Below are 16,696 nucleotides of genomic sequence, written 5' to 3'. Positions count from 1 at the left end.
GAAGGGGCCGGCCCGTGATCAGGCGATTTGGCGAAATTCCCCAGAAAGGGAAGCGCTACCGGATGCGTCCCGGTGCCTATGCCCTGCTGCCGCGTGACGGAAAGCTTTTGATCACCTGCCAGTATGATCCGCACCCTGATCTGCAACTGCCGGGTGGCGGCATTGATCCGGGCGAATCACCGATCCCCGCCCTGCACCGCGAGGTGTATGAGGAAACCGGCTGGAAAATCTCGACCCCGCGAAAACTGGGCGTCTTCAGGCGCTTTGCCTACATGCCGGAGTATGATCTCTGGGCAGAAAAGCTGTGCCACATCTATATGGCCCGGCCGCTGCGCCGGATCGGCCCGCCAGCGGAACAGGGGCATGAGGCGCTTTGGATAGGTCCGCAGGAAGCTGCAGCCCGCCTGGGTAACGCTGGCGACCGTCATTTTGCCGCCCAGCTTGCAGCCCGCATGTAGCAAGAAGCACAAAATCCCGGCCGCAACCAGGACATCAGAGAACGCAGCTGGAACTTGTTATGGGCCCTGGTACTCGAACAAGGTAGCTGAAACGTCATCCTCCAGCCCATGTTCCTTGCTCATCATCTGGGTCAAATGCCAATAGAGATCGTCAAGGAACTCCTTGCCGTTCTGCTCCGGCCCGCACTTCTGGACCAGGTCCAGAAGACCTTCAGGCTCCAGCATCGACCCGTCTTGCAGACGCGCTTCTGTAAAACCGTCTGAAAACAGCAGCAGGCGGTCGCCCCGCTCCATCGTGAACTCTTCCTGGCTGTAGCCGATATCCGGCACTAGGCCGACAGGGACGCCACCCTTGCCGATGAATTCCAACTCGCCGTTCTTGCGCATCAGCAGCGGGTGCGGGTGGCCGGCCTGTACCATCTTGACGACCCCGCTGCGCAGGTCAGCGATGCAGTAAGCCATCGTAAAATATTCTTCGATACCGGTATCCGCAATCAGGCGTGCGTTGAGAAGGCTGGCCACTTCCTCCGGCTGGCGCAGAGCATAGAACCGGTTAAAGCGCTTTTCCATTCCGACATTCTGGTCGAAATAGTTGGACGACAGGTAGCCCCCCAATCGCGCCGTCATCATTGCAGAGGTGATGCCATGGCCGGACACGTCAATCGAATAAAAGCCGATTCGGTTCACACCAGGGGAGAACATCCCGACCAGATCACCGCCGATATGGCCACAGGGTTTCAGCAGCAGGCTGACTGTTGAGGATCCGAAATCCTTGGACAGTTCCGGCACCAGAGATTCCTGGATCTTGCGGGCCTGGATCAAATCCTTGTCAATCGCGTCATAAACCCGCTGCAACTCACCCAGGGTTTCGGACACGATACGGTTCTTCTCGGAGAGTTCCCGCTGCATCCTCAAGATCCGCTCGCCAGCGGAGATCCGCGCCCGCAGTTCATCCGAACTGACCGGTTTGGTCAGGAAGTCATCGGCACCAGCATCAAGTCCCTCGGCCACCTCGTTTTTTTCGCTCTTGGACGTCAGCAGGATGAAGTAGGCATAGTCTTCACTGGCTCGGGCGCGGAACGCGCGGCAGAACTCCAGCCCGTTCATGCCCGGCATCATCCAGTCGCTGAGAATCAGATCAGGGGTTTTCTGCTGGCAGATCTCCATCGCTGCCTCGCCGCTGTCGGCCTCGACAACTTCGAACCCCCACTTCTTGAGCGATGCCACAAGGATACGTCTTTGCAGGCGGCTGTCGTCCACAACCAGCACACGGCGTATTGATCCGGCCACTGTCTGGTCCTCGTCGTCCATCGAACTTTTTGGCAGCACCGAAGGCACCTCACAAATGGCAAAATCAGAAGATCTTGTGATACTATCGGTCCAGAGATTTAACAGGCGGTGAAGCCTAAAATTTGAGCTTCCTCCTTTATTTCACCATATTTTTACTGCAATCAACTTAAGAAGTGCGCACAGCGAAAGATCGTAAGGAAGTATCACATGATTGATTGGCCACGCGTGACCGAGCTGCGCGAAGAAGTGGGTGCCGAGGACTTCGGGGAAGTTGTTGAAATATTTCTGGAAGAGGTCGAAGAAGTCATCGGCAAGTTGGAAGGCGGCGACCGCGGTCAGCTTGAGCAGGACCTGCACTTCCTGAAAGGCAGCGCGCTCAACCTTGGCTTCGACGAATTTTCTTCGATGTGCCTGGATGGCGAGCGGAAGTCTGCACAAGGCGAAGCGGTGGGTGTCGATATCCCTGCCATCGTCGCCAATTTCCAAGCGTCCAAGTCCGCGTTTCTGACCGGCCTGTCCGAGAAGTTCTGACGCCGCCGCCGTCAGATCACGAACTGCGCCAGTGTCTCATCCCGGGTGATGTCCGTGTAGGTCATCCCGGCAGCATCCAGACGCGCAAACAGCTGCTCGAAGTTTTCCGGCCGTTTGGTTTCGATCCCGATCAGAACTGAGCCAAAATTGCGGGCTGACTTCTTCATATATTCAAAGCGGGCGATATCGTCCTCCGGCCCCAGGATGCCGAGGAATTCCTTCAGTGCGCCGGGCCGTTGCGGCAGCCGCAGAATGAAATACTTTTTCACCCCCGAGTAACGCTGCGCACGTTCCTTGACCTCGGGCAGTCGTTCGAAATCGAAATTCCCGCCGGAGGTAACGCAAACGACGGCCTTTCCGCGGATCCATGAGCGAACATCCTGCAGCGCCTCAACTGACAGCGCGCCGGCAGGCTCCAGCACGATGCCCTCGACGTTCAGCATCTCAATTATGGTGGCGCAGATCCGGTCTTCGGAAATCGCCAGAACATCCGGCAGCGGCACGTCTTTCAGGATGTCAAAGGGCAAATCGCCTATCCGCCCCACCGCGGCGCCATCCACAAAGGTATCGACAGTGTCCAACGGCACCGGCTTGCCCGCCGCCAGCGCCGCACGCAGGCAGGCACCGCCGTCGGGTTCGACAAACAGGCTGTGCACCTCCTCGCCAAACCACGATGAAACGCCTGCAGACATGCCACCGCCGCCAACCGGCAGCAGCACGTGATCAGGCGCCTTGCCCAGTTGTTCCTCAATCTCCACCGCGATGGAGGCCTGGCCTTCGATCACATCGGCATCGTCAAAGGGTGACAAGAAGTGCCCGCCCTCCTGGGCGCACCATTCCTGCGCAGCGGCCAGGCATACGTCGAAGTAATCCCCGACCAAATGGATCTCAATATTGTCGCCGCCGAACATCCGGGTCTTCTGAATTTTCTGCTGCGGCGTAGTGACCGGCATAAAAATCACGCCGCGCTTGCCCATGTGGCGGCACATGAAGGCGACGCCCTGGGCGTGATTGCCTGCCGAGGCACAGACAAACAGCTCCTGATCCGGCTGCTTGCGCATCGCGTTCAGCGCACCGCGGATCTTGTAGGAGCGGACCGGGCTCAGGTCCTCGCGCTTAAGGTAGATGTCGGCGCCGAAGCGCTCCGACAGATGCACATTGCGCTGCAGCGGCGTTGCGGGGAACACATCGCGCATCGCCTGCTCGGCGGCGCGGGCCTGGGTCTTGAAATCGCTCATGCATCCTTCAGTGGCGCAACCCCGCCCCCAAGGCAAGGGGCGGGTGCAAAGCATACATAAGAATACCGGTGTTCAGACAGGGCGGCCTTCGACGTAATGGCCGTAGAGCGTGGTCATGATGCTGACGTGCAGAAGGCTCAGCAGGACCGCAAATCCCAATTGCAGTACGAGAGAAACGACCGGGATTCCGGAAACTGCCGACAGCGTAAGCTCCACCGCGAGCTGTGCAAGAAACACGCACACACCAAGCAGGAACAGCGCCGGAACCGCGCCCTTGGTCGCCTCCAATGCGTCACTGAGGCCGAATGACCTGCCAACTGCCGCAGCAGGGAGAGTGACCAGAAGCCGCGACAGAAACAGGGCGATGCCGCTAAATAGCACAATCAGAATGGCAGCCCCGAAATACCCGGCTGCCTCCACAAACGCACTGCCGATGAAGGCAACCACCAGCAGAGAAATCACCGAAACGATGGCCAGCTGAACCGCCCGCAGGAAGTAGATTAGGATATTTGAGGTGTGGAGCCGGGGAATCCAGCCTTCAGGCATCTCTTCCAGAAGCACATACCTGTGCCAGGCGACAACACCCCAGATGCTGATCAGCATGACGACGATCCAGACCGCAGCCATTTGCAGCAGCAAACCGGAAGGCACACTGCCCAGTGCCACATTGACGGCCTGCCCCTGCGGCAGCATCCCCGACTGTATGGCGGCATAGACCACGGAAAACACCACCGAAAACACTAGCAGCATCGGGACCAGGAATATCTGCATTGCAGCCTGGAAATTCCGCAGCACCATGCTCACGGAATGCGAGAAAATCGACCAGCCTTTCATTCGGGCATTCTCCAAAAGATCTTTCTGTTTCGCCGCGCACGTTAAGCGTGCGCCGCAAATTAGAAAACCCCGGAAAACCTTGCTCTTCCGGGCAAAACCCGATACGCCGCAGGCGTTCTGACCTGAGAGGGAATTCCATGTCCGCGCCCAAGAAAGTTGTGCTCGCCTATTCCGGCGGCCTCGACACCTCGATCATCCTGAAATGGCTGCAGACCGAATACGGCTGCGAAGTTGTCACCTTCACCGCCGATCTCGGCCAGGGTGAGGAACTGGAGCCCGCCCGCAAAAAAGCGGAGATGCTGGGCATCAAGCCGGAAAACATCTTCATCGAAGATGTACGCGAGGAATTTGTCCGCGACTTCGTGTTCCCGATGTTCCGCGCCAATGCGGTTTACGAGGGTCTATATCTGCTGGGCACCTCCATCGCCCGCCCGCTGATCTCCAAACGCCTGGTTGAGATCGCCGAAGCCACCGGTGCAGATGCCGTTGCCCACGGCGCCACCGGCAAAGGCAACGACCAGGTCCGTTTCGAACTGGCGGCCTACGCGCTGAACCCCGAAATCAAGGTGATCGCCCCCTGGCGCGAGTGGGACCTGTCCTCGCGCACCAAGCTGCTGGAGTTTGCCGAGACGCACCAGATTCCGATTGCCAAGGACAAGCGCGGCGAAGCCCCCTTCTCGGTCGACGCCAACCTGCTGCACACCTCCTCCGAAGGTAAGGTTCTGGAAGACCCCGCGGAAATGGCGCCCGACTATGTCTACCAGCGCACCGTGCACCCCGAGGAAGCACCCGACACCCCGGAATTCATCGAGATCACCTTTGAAAAGGGTGACCCGGTTGCGATCAACGGCGAAGCCATGTCGCCGGCGACCATCCTGACCGAACTGAACGAATACGGCCGCAAGCACGGCATCGGCCGCCTCGACCTGGTCGAAGGCCGTTTTGTCGGCATGAAGTCCCGAGGCATCTACGAAACCCCGGGCGGCACCATCCTGCTGGAAGCCCACCGCGGCATCGAATCCATCACCATGGACCGCGGCGCGATGCACCTGAAGGACCAGCTGATGCCGCAGTACGCGGAGCTGATCTATAACGGCTTCTGGTACTCGCCGGAGCGCGAAATGCTGCAAGCCGCCATCGACAAGAGCCAGGAGTTCGTCTCCGGCACCGTGCGCGTGAAGCTCTACAAGGGCCTGGCATCCACTGTTGGCCGCTGGTCGGACAACTCGCTCTACTCGGAGGCGCATGTGACCTTCGAGGAAGACGCCGGCGCCTACGACCAGAAGGACGCCGCAGGCTTCATCCAGCTGAACGCTCTGCGCCTGAAGCTGCTGGCCGCCCGCGAGCGCCGGATCAAGAAGTGAGTGATCACGACGGCATAGATGGCGAATTCGAGGACGATTTCGCGGAAGAGCTGGATATGTTCGTCGAAGCTCAGGACACCGTCTGGGCGGCTGTCCTGAGCGAACTCTCTGCAGGAAAAAAGACGAGCCACTGGATGTGGTTCGTCTTTCCCCAACTGGCTGAGCTTGGCCGCTCCCATATGGCGCAGCTTTACGGGATCGAAGACCTGGCCGAGGCCACAGCCTATTTGAACCACGAGATACTGCGCGCCCGACTGGTCGAGGTCAGCCGGCTGATGCTGTCTCATCAGGGCACGGATGCCGCGCAAATCCTTGGTGGCATCGACGCCAAGAAACTGCGCTCTTCCATGACGCTGTTTGCCGCGGTCCCCGGTGCGCCGTCGGAATTTCAGAAAGTTCTGAGTGCTTTCTACGGCGGCCAGCCATGCTCGCTGACGAAGGCAGCGCTTGCCGTCGCGTAATCCAACCGCCTCTCCCGCGGTCAATCTTGTCCGGCTTCATCCCTCTGCCTAACCCTTTCGCAAAACGAGGGAGGACAAGATGGCAGTGGACGATATCGCAGCCGGGATCCGGGATGGCCTGGCCGGGAAAAGTTTCGACGGATCACTGAAGTTCGATTGCGGACCCGACGGTGTAATTGTCCTGTCGGACGGAAGTGCCAGCACAGACGACCGCGAAACGGACTGCACGCTGAGGTTGTCGGCTGAAAGTCTGAAGAAGCTGCTGACCGGAAACCTCAATCCGATGACAGCCGTCATGATGGGCAAGATCAAAGTTTCCGGCGACATGGGCGTTGCCATGAAACTGAGCAAGCTGATCGGCTGACCCGCTTTCTCCGGCTGCAGGTGTCCAGGCCCTAAGGGTAATACCCCTCCGCCGGTCAGATCTTTGCAGCCTTCATCTGCTCGTAGTAGGGCATCGCAGCCTGCAATACCGGCTGCAGTTCTTCCGGCACTTCAGGCAGACGGCCTTCCGGGCCGGCGAAACCGGTTGAAGTCCAGACTGCTCCGTACCAATGGGCGGCCCAGACGCCATCATCCTTGTGCCCGCCCTTGGGCCAGCTCAGCATCTTCGGTGAATACGGCACGCCGATACTCTCGCACAGCTGCTCCAGCTTGACAGCCGGGTTCTCGCGGATGTCATGGCTGTCCACCACAACCGGCACCTGTCCCCAGCCGCGCACCAGGTCAAACAACTCTGCCTGCTGGCGGAATCCTATGTCCTCCAGCACCGGATTCTCCCGTTTCGCGGCGTAAGAGGCGATCACCCGTGCGGGATGCCGGATCAGGAAGACATTGGTGACATCCCGCATCCACTCCCGCGGAACGCCTGGGATCATGTGCTGCGTCATGTGTTTCTGGTAGTAGAACGGCTTGGCGGCCGGCACCGGCCCCAACAGTGTGTGCGCCACGGTCTCAGGATCCTGCGGCTGGCTTTCCAGGATTTCCGCACGCATCGGATGATCGAGGCCTGTCATAGCCAGATAGGCCGCATAAAACGGCTCATCCACAACGGCGCAATCGCCGCGGTTGCCAAAGGCATACATCATCGCTGTCGACAGGTTCCTTGGCCCGGACCACATGGCAATCCGCATCAGGCGCACTCCGTCTCGATCAGCGCCTTGTAAAGGCCGCGGATACGCTCTGTCACGGGACCCATCTGACCGCTGCCGATCTGCCGCCCATCAATGCTGCCCACCGGGGTTTGCGCGCCAAACGTCCCGGTGAGAAATGCCTCATCCGCACCGTAAGTATCAACAAGAGAGTAGTTCCGCTCGTAGACCGGAACGCCGTTATCGCGGCAAAGATCAATTACTTTCTGCCGGGTGATGCCGTTCATGCAGTAGTCACCGGTGGAAGTCCAAACCTCCCCCTTGCGCACGATGAAGAAGTTGCAGGCGTTGGTGGTGTTCACAAAGCCATTCACATCCAGCATCAGCGCCTCATCCGCGCCGGCCTTCTCCGCTGCGATACAGGCGAGAATGCAATTCAGCTTGGAATGGGAGTTGAGCTTGGGATCTTGTGTCATCGGCAGCCCGCGGAGATGCGGCACCGTTGCCAGCGTGATCGGCCGCGGCAGGTTGGGGCGCGAATGCTCCATTATAATGGTCATCGTCGGCCCCTGGCGCGACAGCGAAGGATGCTGGAACGGGCGGGTTTTAACACCGCGCGTGACCATCAGGCGGGCATGAGCGTCCGAAGTCATCCCATTGGCCTTTTGTGTCTCTAACAAAGCGCTTTTGACACCATCCCGGTCCAGACCGATGTCCAGATCAATCGCCTTGGCTGCTTCAAACAGGCGGTCAAGATGTTCATCCATGAAGGCCCAGGTGCCATTATACAGCCGCAGCCCCTCCCAAACGCCGTCGCCCAGCATGAAACCGCTGTCATAAACGCTGACCTTGGCCTCAGCCTTGGGAACGATTTCACCATTCAGATAAATCAGGATCGCTTCGTTGCGCTGATCTTCTTCGGCCTGGTGGGTGCTCATCTTGTCGGTCATGGAATCCTCCTTGGCCGGCACGTTAGTAATACTGGATCCGGAATCCAAACGATAACGTGCTGTCACCAGTCCGTGAAATCCTGACGTGCCGGCTTGAGCAGGGGCGCGGCAGCCGGCAGTCTGGCAGCAAGACAGGATGGAGTCGGGAATGCGAGTTCTGGAAAAATTGAAACCCCTGGTATTGACCGGTGCGATCACCTTCGGAATTGCGGCACACGGCAATCCGTTGCGCGCGCAGTCGACCGAAGTTCTGACCGTTGCCGGCGGCTGTTTCTGGTGTGTGGAAAGCGATTTCGAAGGGGTGCCGGGTGTGGTTGAAGCGGTATCCGGTTACACGGGTGGCACCACGGCGAACCCCACTTACATAGACGTCACCCGCGGTGGCACCGGCCACTATGAGGCGGTGCAGATTATCTTTGATCCAGCCAAAGTCTCTCGCGAGCATCTTCTCACGCTTTTCTTCCGCTCAGTGGACCCCACCGATCCTGGCGGCCAGTTCTGCGACCGTGGCAACAGTTACCGCACCGCAATTTTTGTTTCTAACAAGGAAGAAAGGGCTCTTTCTGAACAAGTAAAGGCAGAAGCGCAGCAGGCCTTGGGGCAGAAAATCGTGACCCCGATCCTGCCATCCAAGACTTTCTACGAGGCGGAAGACTACCACCAGGACTATTACAAGGGCGACAGCCTGGTTTTCACCCGGTTCGGCCCCAAACGGCAGGCGGCAGCTTACAAACGCTACCGTCAGGCCTGCGGGCGCGATGCGAAGGTGTCGCAGCTTTGGGGCGACGCGGCGCCCTTCGCCAAAGGGCACTGAGGCAGGGGAGCCCAGGTCAGAACCGGGCGGCCTGCACTTCCTTCAAATCAGGAATGACGTCAGCCGTGCCCCGGCGCGTGACCATAAGGGCCCCTGCCCGGCTTGCCTGTTCCATCGCCTCCGCAACTGTCAGGCCCAAGTCCAAACCAGACAATACGTAGCCGGTAAAGGTATCGCCTGCACCGGTTGTATCAACCGGCGTGACTGGCAAGGCAGGCACGTCACTGACAGCGCCCGTGTCTCCGTCAATATGCCGTGCGCCCTTGGCGCCCAGGGTGATGATCACATCCTTGATGCCAAGCTCTCCCGGTTGTTTCCCCGTTGCCTGCGCAAGCTGCTGTGCCTCGATCTCATTCAGGATCAGAAAGTCCAAGTAGGGAAGAACCGCCTGCACAGCGTCTGCATCAAACGGGGCGGCAGCGTAGCAGACGCGCAGCCCCTTCTGCCGGCCCAACTGCGCCGCCTCTGCCTGCATGCTGGTTTCGTTCTGCATGACCAGGATGTCACCGGCACTCGCCTGAGACAGAGCCCGATCCACCTGATCCTGGCTCAGTGCGCGATTGGCGCCGGGGAACAGGATGATCTGGTTTTCGCCCTCAGGCTCGACCGCGATGATCGCATGGCCGGTCGGGGTGTCTGCTTGGACAATGTGGCCGGTGCCAACCCCATACGCCTTCAGCCTCTCGACCGCCCATTCTCCGTCAGGACCCACAGCACCTATATGGTTCACAGAGCTGCCGGCCCGGGTCGCAGCAACGGACATATTGGCACCCTTGCCGCCAAGAAAACGGTCAAGGCTGCGGGCGGCAAGGGTTTCCCCCGCCGCTGGCAGATGCGGCATGGCATATACCATGTCCGCATTGATCGAGCCGAGGTTCCAGATCGCCATGTCAGATCACCCGATATTGCAGGCTGCCAGCACTGCCATGTTCAGAATGTCATTGGTGGTGGAGGTGGTCGAGCAGATCTGGATCGGCTTATCGATCCCGGACAGGATCGGACCAATCACCGTGGCACCGCCCATTTCCTGCATCAGCTTGACCGAAATTGAAGCCGAGTGGCGGGCCGGCACGATCAGGACGTTGGCGGGGCCAGTCAACCGCTGAAACGGGTAATACCGCTGCGCGCGCTCGTTCAGAGCCACGTCGACGGTCATCTCACCTTCATACTCGAAGTCGACACCGCGCTTGTCCAGCACAGTAGGAGCGACATGCATCTTCTCGGCCCGTTCCGACACCGGATAGCCGAAGGTGGAGAAGCTGACGAAGGCCACCCGCGGTTCAAGCCCCATGTGGCGGGCAACCACGGCCGCTCGTTCCGCGATGTTGGCCAGGTGGTTTTCGTCCGGCCATTCGTGCACCAGCGTGTCGCCGATCAGCACGATCCGGCCCTTGTGCAACAGCGCGGTCACACCAGCCACGCCGTGATCCGCGTCGGCATCGAACACATGGTTGATCCGATCCAGCACATGCGCCGACTTGCGGGTTGCGCCAGTCACCAGGCCGTCACCATGCCCATGCGCCAGCATCAGGCTGGAGAACACATGCCGGTCGCGACCCACCAAGCGATGGATGTCCTTGCGGTCAAACCCTTTGCGCTGCAGGCGGTTATACAAGAATTCCTTGTACATCTCGAAATGCGGCGTGTTGGCCGCATTCACCACTTCCAGTTCACGCACAGCATCCCCCAGACCGGCTTTCTCCAGCTTGGCGCGCACGTCCTCCGGCCGTCCCACGACCAGCGATTTCCCAAAGCCTGAGCGCTGGTACATCACTGCGGCACGCAGCGCCCGCGGGTCGTCGCCCTCGGCGAAGATCATCCGCGACTGGGCAGAGCGTGCGCGGGCGTTCAGGCCGCGCAGGATCGAGGCCGTCGGGTCCATGCGCGACTTCAAACCCACCTCATAGGCGTCCATGTCCACGATCGGTCGGCGCGCCGCACCGGTGTCCATGCCCGCTTTGGCCACGGCCGGCGGAATCCGGTGGATCAGCCGAGGATCAAACGGGGTTGGAATTATGTAATCACGGCCAAAAGTCAGCGATTTGCCATAAGCCAGCGCCACCTCGTCCGGCACATCCTCGCGCGCCAGCGCCGCCAGCGCATGCGCACAGGCAATCTTCATCTCATCGTTGATGGCACGGGCATGAATGTCCAGCGCACCACGGAACAGATAGGGGAAGCCCAGGACGTTGTTGACCTGGTTCGGGTAATCCGAGCGGCCGGTGGCGACGATGGCGTCGACCCTCACTTCATGCGCCTCTTCCGGGGTGATTTCCGGATCGGGGTTGGCCATTGCAAAAATCACCGGATTGTCGGCCATCGAGGCGACCATCTCCTGAGTCACTGCGCCTTTGACCGAAACGCCGAGGAACACATCAGCCCCGCGCATTGCTTCTTCGAGGGTACGCAGATCGGTCTGGATCGCATGGGCCGATTTCCACTGGTTCATGCCCTCAGTACGGCCCTGGTAGATCACGCCTTTGGTGTCGCAGGCGATGCAGTTTTCATGCCGCGCGCCCATGGCTTTCAGCAGCTCGATACAAGCGATGCCTGCCGCGCCGGCGCCATTGAGGACGATCTTCACATCTTCGATCTTTTTGCCAGACAGATGCAGCGCGTTTATCAGGCCTGCCGCACAGATCACCGCAGTGCCGTGCTGGTCATCATGAAACACCGGAATGTCCATCTCTTCCTTAAGCTTCTGCTCAATGATGAAACATTCGGGCGCCTTGATATCTTCCAGGTTGATGCCGCCAAAGGTCGGCCCCATCAGCTTGACCGCCTCGATGAACTTGTCCGGGTCTTCGGTATCCAGTTCGATGTCGATCGAATTCACATCGGCAAAGCGTTTGAAGAGGACGGATTTGCCTTCCATCACCGGCTTGGAGCCCAGCGCACCCAAATTGCCAAGGCCCAATACAGCCGTGCCGTTGGAGATCACCGCAACGAGGTTGCCCTTGTTGGTGTAATCATAGGCGGTCTCCGGATTCTCAGCGATGGACTCGCAAGGCACCGCAACGCCCGGCGAATACGCCAGCGACAGGTCCCGCTGTGTGGTCATCGGGACCGTGGCATTGATCTCCCATTTGCCCGGAGATGGCTCCAGGTGGAACGCCAGGGCTTCTTCGTCGGTGATCTTGTTCTTGGGCATTTAATCTCGTGTCCTCTCCTCGTCGCGGACCGTCTTAGCCCAGCCCACGGCGCCCCTCAATCCGCGGTTTCAAGAATCTGTATTGCCAGATTTTAGAAAAAAGCGGCTAAAAGACGATAGATATCGTCAGGTTTTCGCCTCAAAGCAGACCGCGGAATGCTGCAATTTCTTAATAGGTATTAACACGCACCTGTTGCACAGGTGGCGCTGAGGCCGGGAAGTCAGAGGCCTGCAAGCAACGGTCAGAACGGCATTTGTCCGCCCGCAAAAGGGCAAAGGATCAAAGGAAAAGTGAGGAATGATAAGCTTCCACAACAATTCCGGTGCAATGGTGGCCTTGCAAACATTGGGCGGAGTCAATTCTCAGCTCAACCAAACGCAGGACAGCATTTCCACCGGTCAGAATATTAGTACCGCGCAAGATAGTGCAGCCCTCTGGGCGATCTCCGAGCTGATGAATTCCGATATTTCCGGTTTGCGCTCAGTCTCGGATTCTTTGTCGCTGGGCGAAGCTACAGTGGCGGTAGCCTCAGCCGGGGCTGAGCAGATCACGGAAACCCTGACCGAAATGCGGTCACTTGCCATCATGGCCAGCAGCGGCATGGGCGACTTCAGCAAGTTTGAGGCCGCCATGGAAAAGAAAACCGAGCAGATCAATTCGATCATTTCATCTTCCGGCTTTAACGGAGTGAACCTCCTGAAGACCGATGTCGACGGTGCCGGCAGCACCGGTCTGACAGTACCGTCTGCGATTTCCGGCGACGGCAGCCTGAGCACCCTCAGCGTTGACGGAGTGGATTTTGAAGGCAGCCCGCAGTTCGACCTCGGCAGCCGGACCGCAATCACAGACAGCGCCAGTGCCCTGACGGCCTTAGGGGAGATCGAAGGATTTCTCGCCTACGCAATCGACGGTTCGGCAGCCCTGGGTGCCAGCGCCAATCAGCTGGCTGGCCAAGGGGCCTATGTCAGCAAGCAGTCCGATGCCCTCACCCGGGGTGTCAGCTCGATGATCGATACCAGCATGGAAGAAGCTGCGACCAAACTGCTGGCCCTGCAGGCGCAGCAGCAGCTGAGCACCCTGTCTCTCTCCATCGTCAACACGATGCCTGACACGCTGCGCAATCTCTATTGACAGCAGGCTGCCGCCGGAGCCCCTGGCGGCAGCCTTATCCGGGTTTTCCTCGGTCCGCCCCCATTGTAGATGTCTTGCAAAGACGACCCGGGGGACCTCCAATGACCGTAACGCCGATGATGGCGCAGTATCTAGAGATCAAGGAAGCGCACGCAGATGCGCTGCTTTTCTACCGGATGGGCGACTTCTACGAGATGTTCTTTGAGGACGCGGTCAATGCGGCCGAGGCGCTGGACATTGCGCTGACCAAGCGCGGCAAGCACAACGGTGAGGACATCCCGATGTGCGGCGTGCCGGTTCATGCAGCCGAAGGCTACCTGCTGACCCTGATCCGCAAGGGTTTCCGCGTGGCAGTGGGCGAACAACTGGAAAGCCCGGCCGAAGCCAAGAAGCGCGGCTCCAAATCGGTGGTGAAACGCGATGTGGTGCGGCTGGTCACCCCCGGCACCCTGACCGAAGATTCCTTGCTGGAAGCCCGCCGCCACAACTTCCTGGTCTCTTACTCCGAGCTGCGGGAAGAGGCGGCGCTGGCGTGGGCCGATATTTCCACCGGCGCGTTCCACGTGATGCCGGTTGCGCGGGTGCGGCTGTCGCCGGAACTGGCCCGCCTGGCGCCATCTGAGCTGATTGTCGCCGATGGTCCCGCCTATGACGCCGCCCGCCCGCTTGCCGATGAATACAAGATCCCGCTGACTCCCCTGGGAAAAGCAAGCTTTGACAGCACCGCCGCCGAAAAACGTATCTGCACTCTGTTCAACGTCGGCGCACTGGACGGCTTTGGAACCTTCACCCGCGCCGAAATCTCGGCGATGGGCGCGCTGATCGATTATCTGGAGATCACCCAGAAGGGCAAACTGCCGCTGCTGCAGCCGCCTCAGCAGGAGGCTCAGGACCGGGTGGTGCAGATCGATGCCGCCACCCGCCGCAATCTGGAACTGACGCGGTCCCTGTCCGGCGGCCGGGCCGGCTCTCTGCTGTCTGTCGTGGACCGGACCGTCACCCCGGGCGGCGCCCGTCTGCTGGAACAGCGGCTGTCCAGCCCCTCGCGCAATCTGGACACCATCCATCAGCGGCTGGCTGCCCTGGACTTCGCGGTTGAGCACACGCGGACCGCCGAGGACCTCCGTGCCGCTTTGCGCAAGACACCGGACCTCGACCGCGCGCTTTCGCGTCTCGCGCTGGAGCGCGGCGGCCCGCGCGACCTGGCCGCCATCCGCAACGGTCTGTCGCAGGCAGAGGTGATTGCAGACCTCTGCACCGGGATGGAGCTTCCTGCGCTGATGGACGGAGCTATCTCGGATCTACAGGGGTTCGATGATCTGCTCTCCCTCCTCGACGCAGCTCTTGTCGCCGAACCGCCGCTGTTGGCCCGTGATGGCGGATTCATCGCGGCCGGATATGACCCGGAACTGGACGAAGCCCGCACCCTGCGCGACGAAGGCCGCTCGGTCATCGCCTCGATGCAGAAGAAGTATGCGGAGCACACCGGCGTTTCTTCCTTGAAGATCAAGCACAACAATGTGCTGGGCTACTTCATCGAAACCACCGCGACCCATGCGGACAAGATGATGTCGCCGCCGCTGAACGAGACCTATATCCACCGCCAGACCACCGCCAACCAGGTGCGTTTCACCACGGTGGAGCTTAGCGAGATCGAGACCCGCATCCTCAACGCCGGTAACTTGGCGCTGGAGATCGAAAAGCGGCTCTACGCAAGACTTTCCGGCGCCATTCTGGACGCCGCGGCCCGCCTCAACACTGCCGCCCGCGGTTTGGCGGAGCTGGACCTTCTGTCAGCTCTGGCTGATCTGGCGCGCGGTGAAAACTGGACCCGCCCCAAGGTCGACAGCAGCCGCACGTTTCACGTCGAAGGCGGGCGCCATCCGGTGGTGGAGCAGGCTCTGCGACAGCAGGGCGGCGAGACCTTTGTGGCCAACGACTGCGACCTTACTGCCCAGGATGGCGCAGCGGTCTGGCTGCTGACCGGTCCCAACATGGCCGGTAAATCGACTTTCCTGCGCCAGAATGCGCTGATTGCCCTGCTCGCCCAGATGGGCAGCTACGTGCCCGCGGAAAGCGCCCATATCGGTATCGTCAGCCAGCTGTTCAGCCGCGTCGGCGCCTCCGATGATCTGGCCCGCGGCCGCTCTACCTTTATGGTGGAAATGGTCGAAACCGCCGCAATCCTGAACCAGGCCGACGATCGCGCGCTGGTGATCCTCGACGAAATCGGCCGCGGCACCGCCACCTATGACGGCCTCTCCATCGCCTGGGCGACACTTGAGCACCTGCATGAAGTGAACCGCTCCCGCGCGCTGTTTGCCACCCACTACCACGAGCTGACTCAGCTCGCTGCCAAGCTGGCGGGCGTCGACAACGCCACAGTAGCCGTCAAAGAATGGGAAGGCGAAGTGATCTTCCTTCACGAAGTGCGAAAAGGAGCTGCCGACCGCTCCTATGGTGTTCAGGTTGCCCAGCTCGCAGGCCTGCCAGCCTCAGTTGTTGCACGTGCACGGGATGTCCTCGACATGCTGGAGCAGGGCAGCCGTGAAGGCAGTTCAAAAATCCAGATTGACGACCTGCCCCTCTTTGCTGCCGCACCGCCACCTCAGCCCAAAACCCAAGCAGGTCCCTCACCAGCAGACCAGCTGCTTGCAGGCATCCACCCGGATGACCTGTCGCCACGTGAAGCGCTGGAAATGCTCTACAAACTGAAAGAGGCAGCCTCCTAAAAAAAAGCGGCCCCGCCTAGGACCGCTCTTTCATCTTGCCTAAAGTACTCCCGCCGGAGGCAGCGCCCGCAAAGGCACATTCTCTTATGCAGGAGTGGAAGACACGCCAACCTGCGCTGCGCGCAGCAGGCGATCGTGCAGCATGAAACCTTCCGCAGACACCTGAATGATGTCGCCCGCCTTGGTGCCCGGCACCGGCGCCTCGAACATCGCTTCATGCACCTGCGGGTCGAACTTGTCGCCAACCTCGGGCGACACAATCCGGATTCCGTGCTTTTCAAACACGCCAAGCAGCGAACGCATGGTCAATTCCACGCCCTCAATCAGGGCGGCGGACACCTCGCGTTGCTCGTCAGTGGCCGCTTCAATCGCGCGCTTCATGTTGTCATAGACCGGCAGCATGTCGCGGGCCAGTTTCGACCCGCCATAGTTCTCTGCCTCACGGCGTGCCTTGTCGCCCCGCTTGCGGGCGTTTTCCGCATCCGCCAGCGCCCGCATAAAGCGGTCTTTCAGCTCATCCCGTTCAGCCCGGAGCGCATCGATTTCCAGCGAGGCATCATCAAATTCCTCGGTCTGCGCAGCCAGCTCTTCAGCCTCGGCCGCGGCGATGTCATCCAGAAAGTCTTCGTCCTTGAGCTCTGCCATGTTTC

The 16,696-nt window shown here is 60.1% G+C and carries 16 protein-coding genes; 8 read left to right on the top strand and 8 right to left on the bottom strand.

All coding sequences use genetic code 11. The annotated features are described in order from the left end of the window. The first annotated feature begins 14 nt into the window (after positions 1–14). Positions 15–458 carry an NUDIX hydrolase gene (locus AC58NV_RS15410; RefSeq protein ID WP_497227902.1) on the top strand — a complete coding sequence of 148 codons (444 nt, stop codon included), beginning with the start codon at positions 15–17 and terminating at the stop codon, positions 456–458. 57 nt (positions 459–515) lie between these two features. Here AC58NV_RS15410 and AC58NV_RS15405 read toward each other — a convergent pair whose 3' ends face one another. Further along, positions 516–1,769, bottom strand: a complete 1,254-nt coding sequence (locus AC58NV_RS15405) for a PP2C family protein-serine/threonine phosphatase (protein WP_497228154.1) — start codon at positions 1,767–1,769, stop codon at positions 516–518. 186 nt (positions 1,770–1,955) lie between these two features. On the opposite strand from AC58NV_RS15405, the gene AC58NV_RS15400 reads away from it, so the two are divergent. Further along, a complete protein-coding gene (locus AC58NV_RS15400) occupies positions 1,956–2,279 on the top strand; it encodes an Hpt domain-containing protein (protein ID WP_497227901.1) in 324 nt (107 codons plus the stop codon). 11 nt (positions 2,280–2,290) lie between these two features. Here AC58NV_RS15400 and ilvA read toward each other — a convergent pair whose 3' ends face one another. Then, positions 2,291–3,517 carry a threonine ammonia-lyase IlvA gene (gene ilvA / locus AC58NV_RS15395; protein ID WP_497227900.1) on the bottom strand — a complete coding sequence of 409 codons (1,227 nt, stop codon included), beginning with the start codon at positions 3,515–3,517 and terminating at the stop codon, positions 2,291–2,293. A 72-nt stretch (positions 3,518–3,589) separates the two neighbouring features. After that, positions 3,590–4,351, bottom strand: a complete 762-nt coding sequence (locus tag AC58NV_RS15390; protein ID WP_497227899.1) for a hypothetical protein — start codon at positions 4,349–4,351, stop codon at positions 3,590–3,592. A gap of 137 nt (positions 4,352–4,488) precedes the next feature. Between AC58NV_RS15390 and AC58NV_RS15385 the strand changes: the two genes are divergently transcribed. The 3 genes from AC58NV_RS15385 (at position 4,489) to AC58NV_RS15375 (ending at position 6,540) form a co-directional block, all read left to right on the top strand. Further along, a complete protein-coding gene (locus AC58NV_RS15385; RefSeq protein ID WP_497227898.1) occupies positions 4,489–5,715 on the top strand; it encodes an argininosuccinate synthase in 1,227 nt (408 codons plus the stop codon). Continuing rightward, complete coding sequence (locus AC58NV_RS15380; protein WP_497227897.1) at positions 5,712–6,176, top strand: DUF1810 domain-containing protein; 465 nt, start codon at positions 5,712–5,714, stop codon at positions 6,174–6,176. The genes AC58NV_RS15385 and AC58NV_RS15380 overlap by 4 nt, the downstream gene beginning before the upstream one ends. A 79-nt stretch (positions 6,177–6,255) precedes the next feature. Next, positions 6,256–6,540: an SCP2 sterol-binding domain-containing protein gene (locus AC58NV_RS15375; protein ID WP_497227896.1), complete on the top strand. Its 285-nt coding sequence runs from the start codon at positions 6,256–6,258 to the stop codon at positions 6,538–6,540. A gap of 55 nt (positions 6,541–6,595) precedes the next feature. On the opposite strand, the gene AC58NV_RS15370 is transcribed toward AC58NV_RS15375, so the two are convergent. Then, a complete protein-coding gene (locus AC58NV_RS15370; RefSeq protein WP_497227895.1) occupies positions 6,596–7,309 on the bottom strand; it encodes a sulfotransferase-like domain-containing protein in 714 nt (237 codons plus the stop codon). After that, positions 7,309–8,217 (bottom strand): D-amino acid aminotransferase, encoded by a 909-nt coding sequence (locus AC58NV_RS15365; RefSeq protein WP_497227894.1) that lies wholly within the window; start codon positions 8,215–8,217, stop codon positions 7,309–7,311. The genes AC58NV_RS15370 and AC58NV_RS15365 overlap by 1 nt, the downstream gene beginning before the upstream one ends. Positions 8,218–8,365: 148 nt before the next feature. Between AC58NV_RS15365 and msrA the strand changes: the two genes are divergently transcribed. After that, positions 8,366–9,031, top strand: coding sequence for a peptide-methionine (S)-S-oxide reductase MsrA (gene msrA / locus AC58NV_RS15360; RefSeq protein WP_497227893.1), 666 nt, complete (start codon positions 8,366–8,368; stop codon positions 9,029–9,031). Positions 9,032–9,047: 16 nt separating this feature from the next. Here msrA and AC58NV_RS15355 read toward each other — a convergent pair whose 3' ends face one another. Then, positions 9,048–9,920 carry a ribokinase gene (locus tag AC58NV_RS15355; RefSeq protein WP_497227892.1) on the bottom strand — a complete coding sequence of 291 codons (873 nt, stop codon included), beginning with the start codon at positions 9,918–9,920 and terminating at the stop codon, positions 9,048–9,050. Positions 9,921–9,926: 6 nt separating this feature from the next. Beyond that, a complete protein-coding gene (locus AC58NV_RS15350; RefSeq protein WP_497227891.1) occupies positions 9,927–12,182 on the bottom strand; it encodes an NADP-dependent malic enzyme in 2,256 nt (751 codons plus the stop codon). 298 nt (positions 12,183–12,480) lie between these two features. Here AC58NV_RS15350 and AC58NV_RS15345 point away from each other — a divergent pair, with 298 nt between their 5' ends. Next, positions 12,481–13,314, top strand: coding sequence for a flagellin (locus AC58NV_RS15345; protein ID WP_497227890.1), 834 nt, complete (start codon positions 12,481–12,483; stop codon positions 13,312–13,314). 101 nt (positions 13,315–13,415) lie between these two features. Then, the gene (gene mutS, locus AC58NV_RS15340) at positions 13,416–16,046 is read left to right on the top strand and encodes a DNA mismatch repair protein MutS (RefSeq protein WP_497227889.1); all 2,631 of its coding nucleotides are present in this window, start codon (positions 13,416–13,418) and stop codon (positions 16,044–16,046) included. An 84-nt stretch (positions 16,047–16,130) separates the two neighbouring features. On the opposite strand, the gene AC58NV_RS15335 is transcribed toward mutS, so the two are convergent. Then, positions 16,131–16,691, bottom strand: a complete 561-nt coding sequence (locus AC58NV_RS15335; RefSeq protein WP_497227888.1) for a nucleotide exchange factor GrpE — start codon at positions 16,689–16,691, stop codon at positions 16,131–16,133. Positions 16,692–16,696 lie beyond the last annotated feature (5 nt).

The sequence above is a fragment of the Leisingera sp. ANG49 genome, assembly GCF_059694505.1.
Note: the sequence above shows the minus strand (reverse complement) of the source record. Positions and strands in the feature narration are given on the sequence as shown.

Bases quoted from the DNA above. Each gene is read 5' to 3' on its own strand.
- AC58NV_RS15405 (WP_497228154.1), bottom strand. From the start codon at position 1,769: ATGGACGACGAGGACCAGACAGTGGCCGGATCAATACGCCGTGTGCTG.
- AC58NV_RS15400 (WP_497227901.1), top strand. From the start codon at position 1,956: ATGATTGATTGGCCACGCGTGACCGAGCTGCGCGAAGAAGTGGGTGCC.
- ilvA (WP_497227900.1), bottom strand. From the start codon at position 3,517: ATGAGCGATTTCAAGACCCAGGCCCGCGCCGCCGAGCAGGCGATGCGC.
- AC58NV_RS15390 (WP_497227899.1), bottom strand. From the start codon at position 4,351: ATGAAAGGCTGGTCGATTTTCTCGCATTCCGTGAGCATGGTGCTGCGG.
- AC58NV_RS15385 (WP_497227898.1), top strand. From the start codon at position 4,489: ATGTCCGCGCCCAAGAAAGTTGTGCTCGCCTATTCCGGCGGCCTCGAC.
- AC58NV_RS15375 (WP_497227896.1), top strand. From the start codon at position 6,256: ATGGCAGTGGACGATATCGCAGCCGGGATCCGGGATGGCCTGGCCGGG.
- AC58NV_RS15370 (WP_497227895.1), bottom strand. From the start codon at position 7,309: ATGCGGATTGCCATGTGGTCCGGGCCAAGGAACCTGTCGACAGCGATG.
- AC58NV_RS15365 (WP_497227894.1), bottom strand. From the start codon at position 8,217: ATGACCGACAAGATGAGCACCCACCAGGCCGAAGAAGATCAGCGCAAC.
- msrA (WP_497227893.1), top strand. From the start codon at position 8,366: ATGCGAGTTCTGGAAAAATTGAAACCCCTGGTATTGACCGGTGCGATC.
- AC58NV_RS15355 (WP_497227892.1), bottom strand. From the start codon at position 9,920: ATGGCGATCTGGAACCTCGGCTCGATCAATGCGGACATGGTATATGCC.
- AC58NV_RS15350 (WP_497227891.1), bottom strand. From the start codon at position 12,182: ATGCCCAAGAACAAGATCACCGACGAAGAAGCCCTGGCGTTCCACCTG.
- AC58NV_RS15345 (WP_497227890.1), top strand. From the start codon at position 12,481: ATGATAAGCTTCCACAACAATTCCGGTGCAATGGTGGCCTTGCAAACA.
- mutS (WP_497227889.1), top strand. From the start codon at position 13,416: ATGACCGTAACGCCGATGATGGCGCAGTATCTAGAGATCAAGGAAGCG.
- AC58NV_RS15335 (WP_497227888.1), bottom strand. From the start codon at position 16,691: ATGGCAGAGCTCAAGGACGAAGACTTTCTGGATGACATCGCCGCGGCC.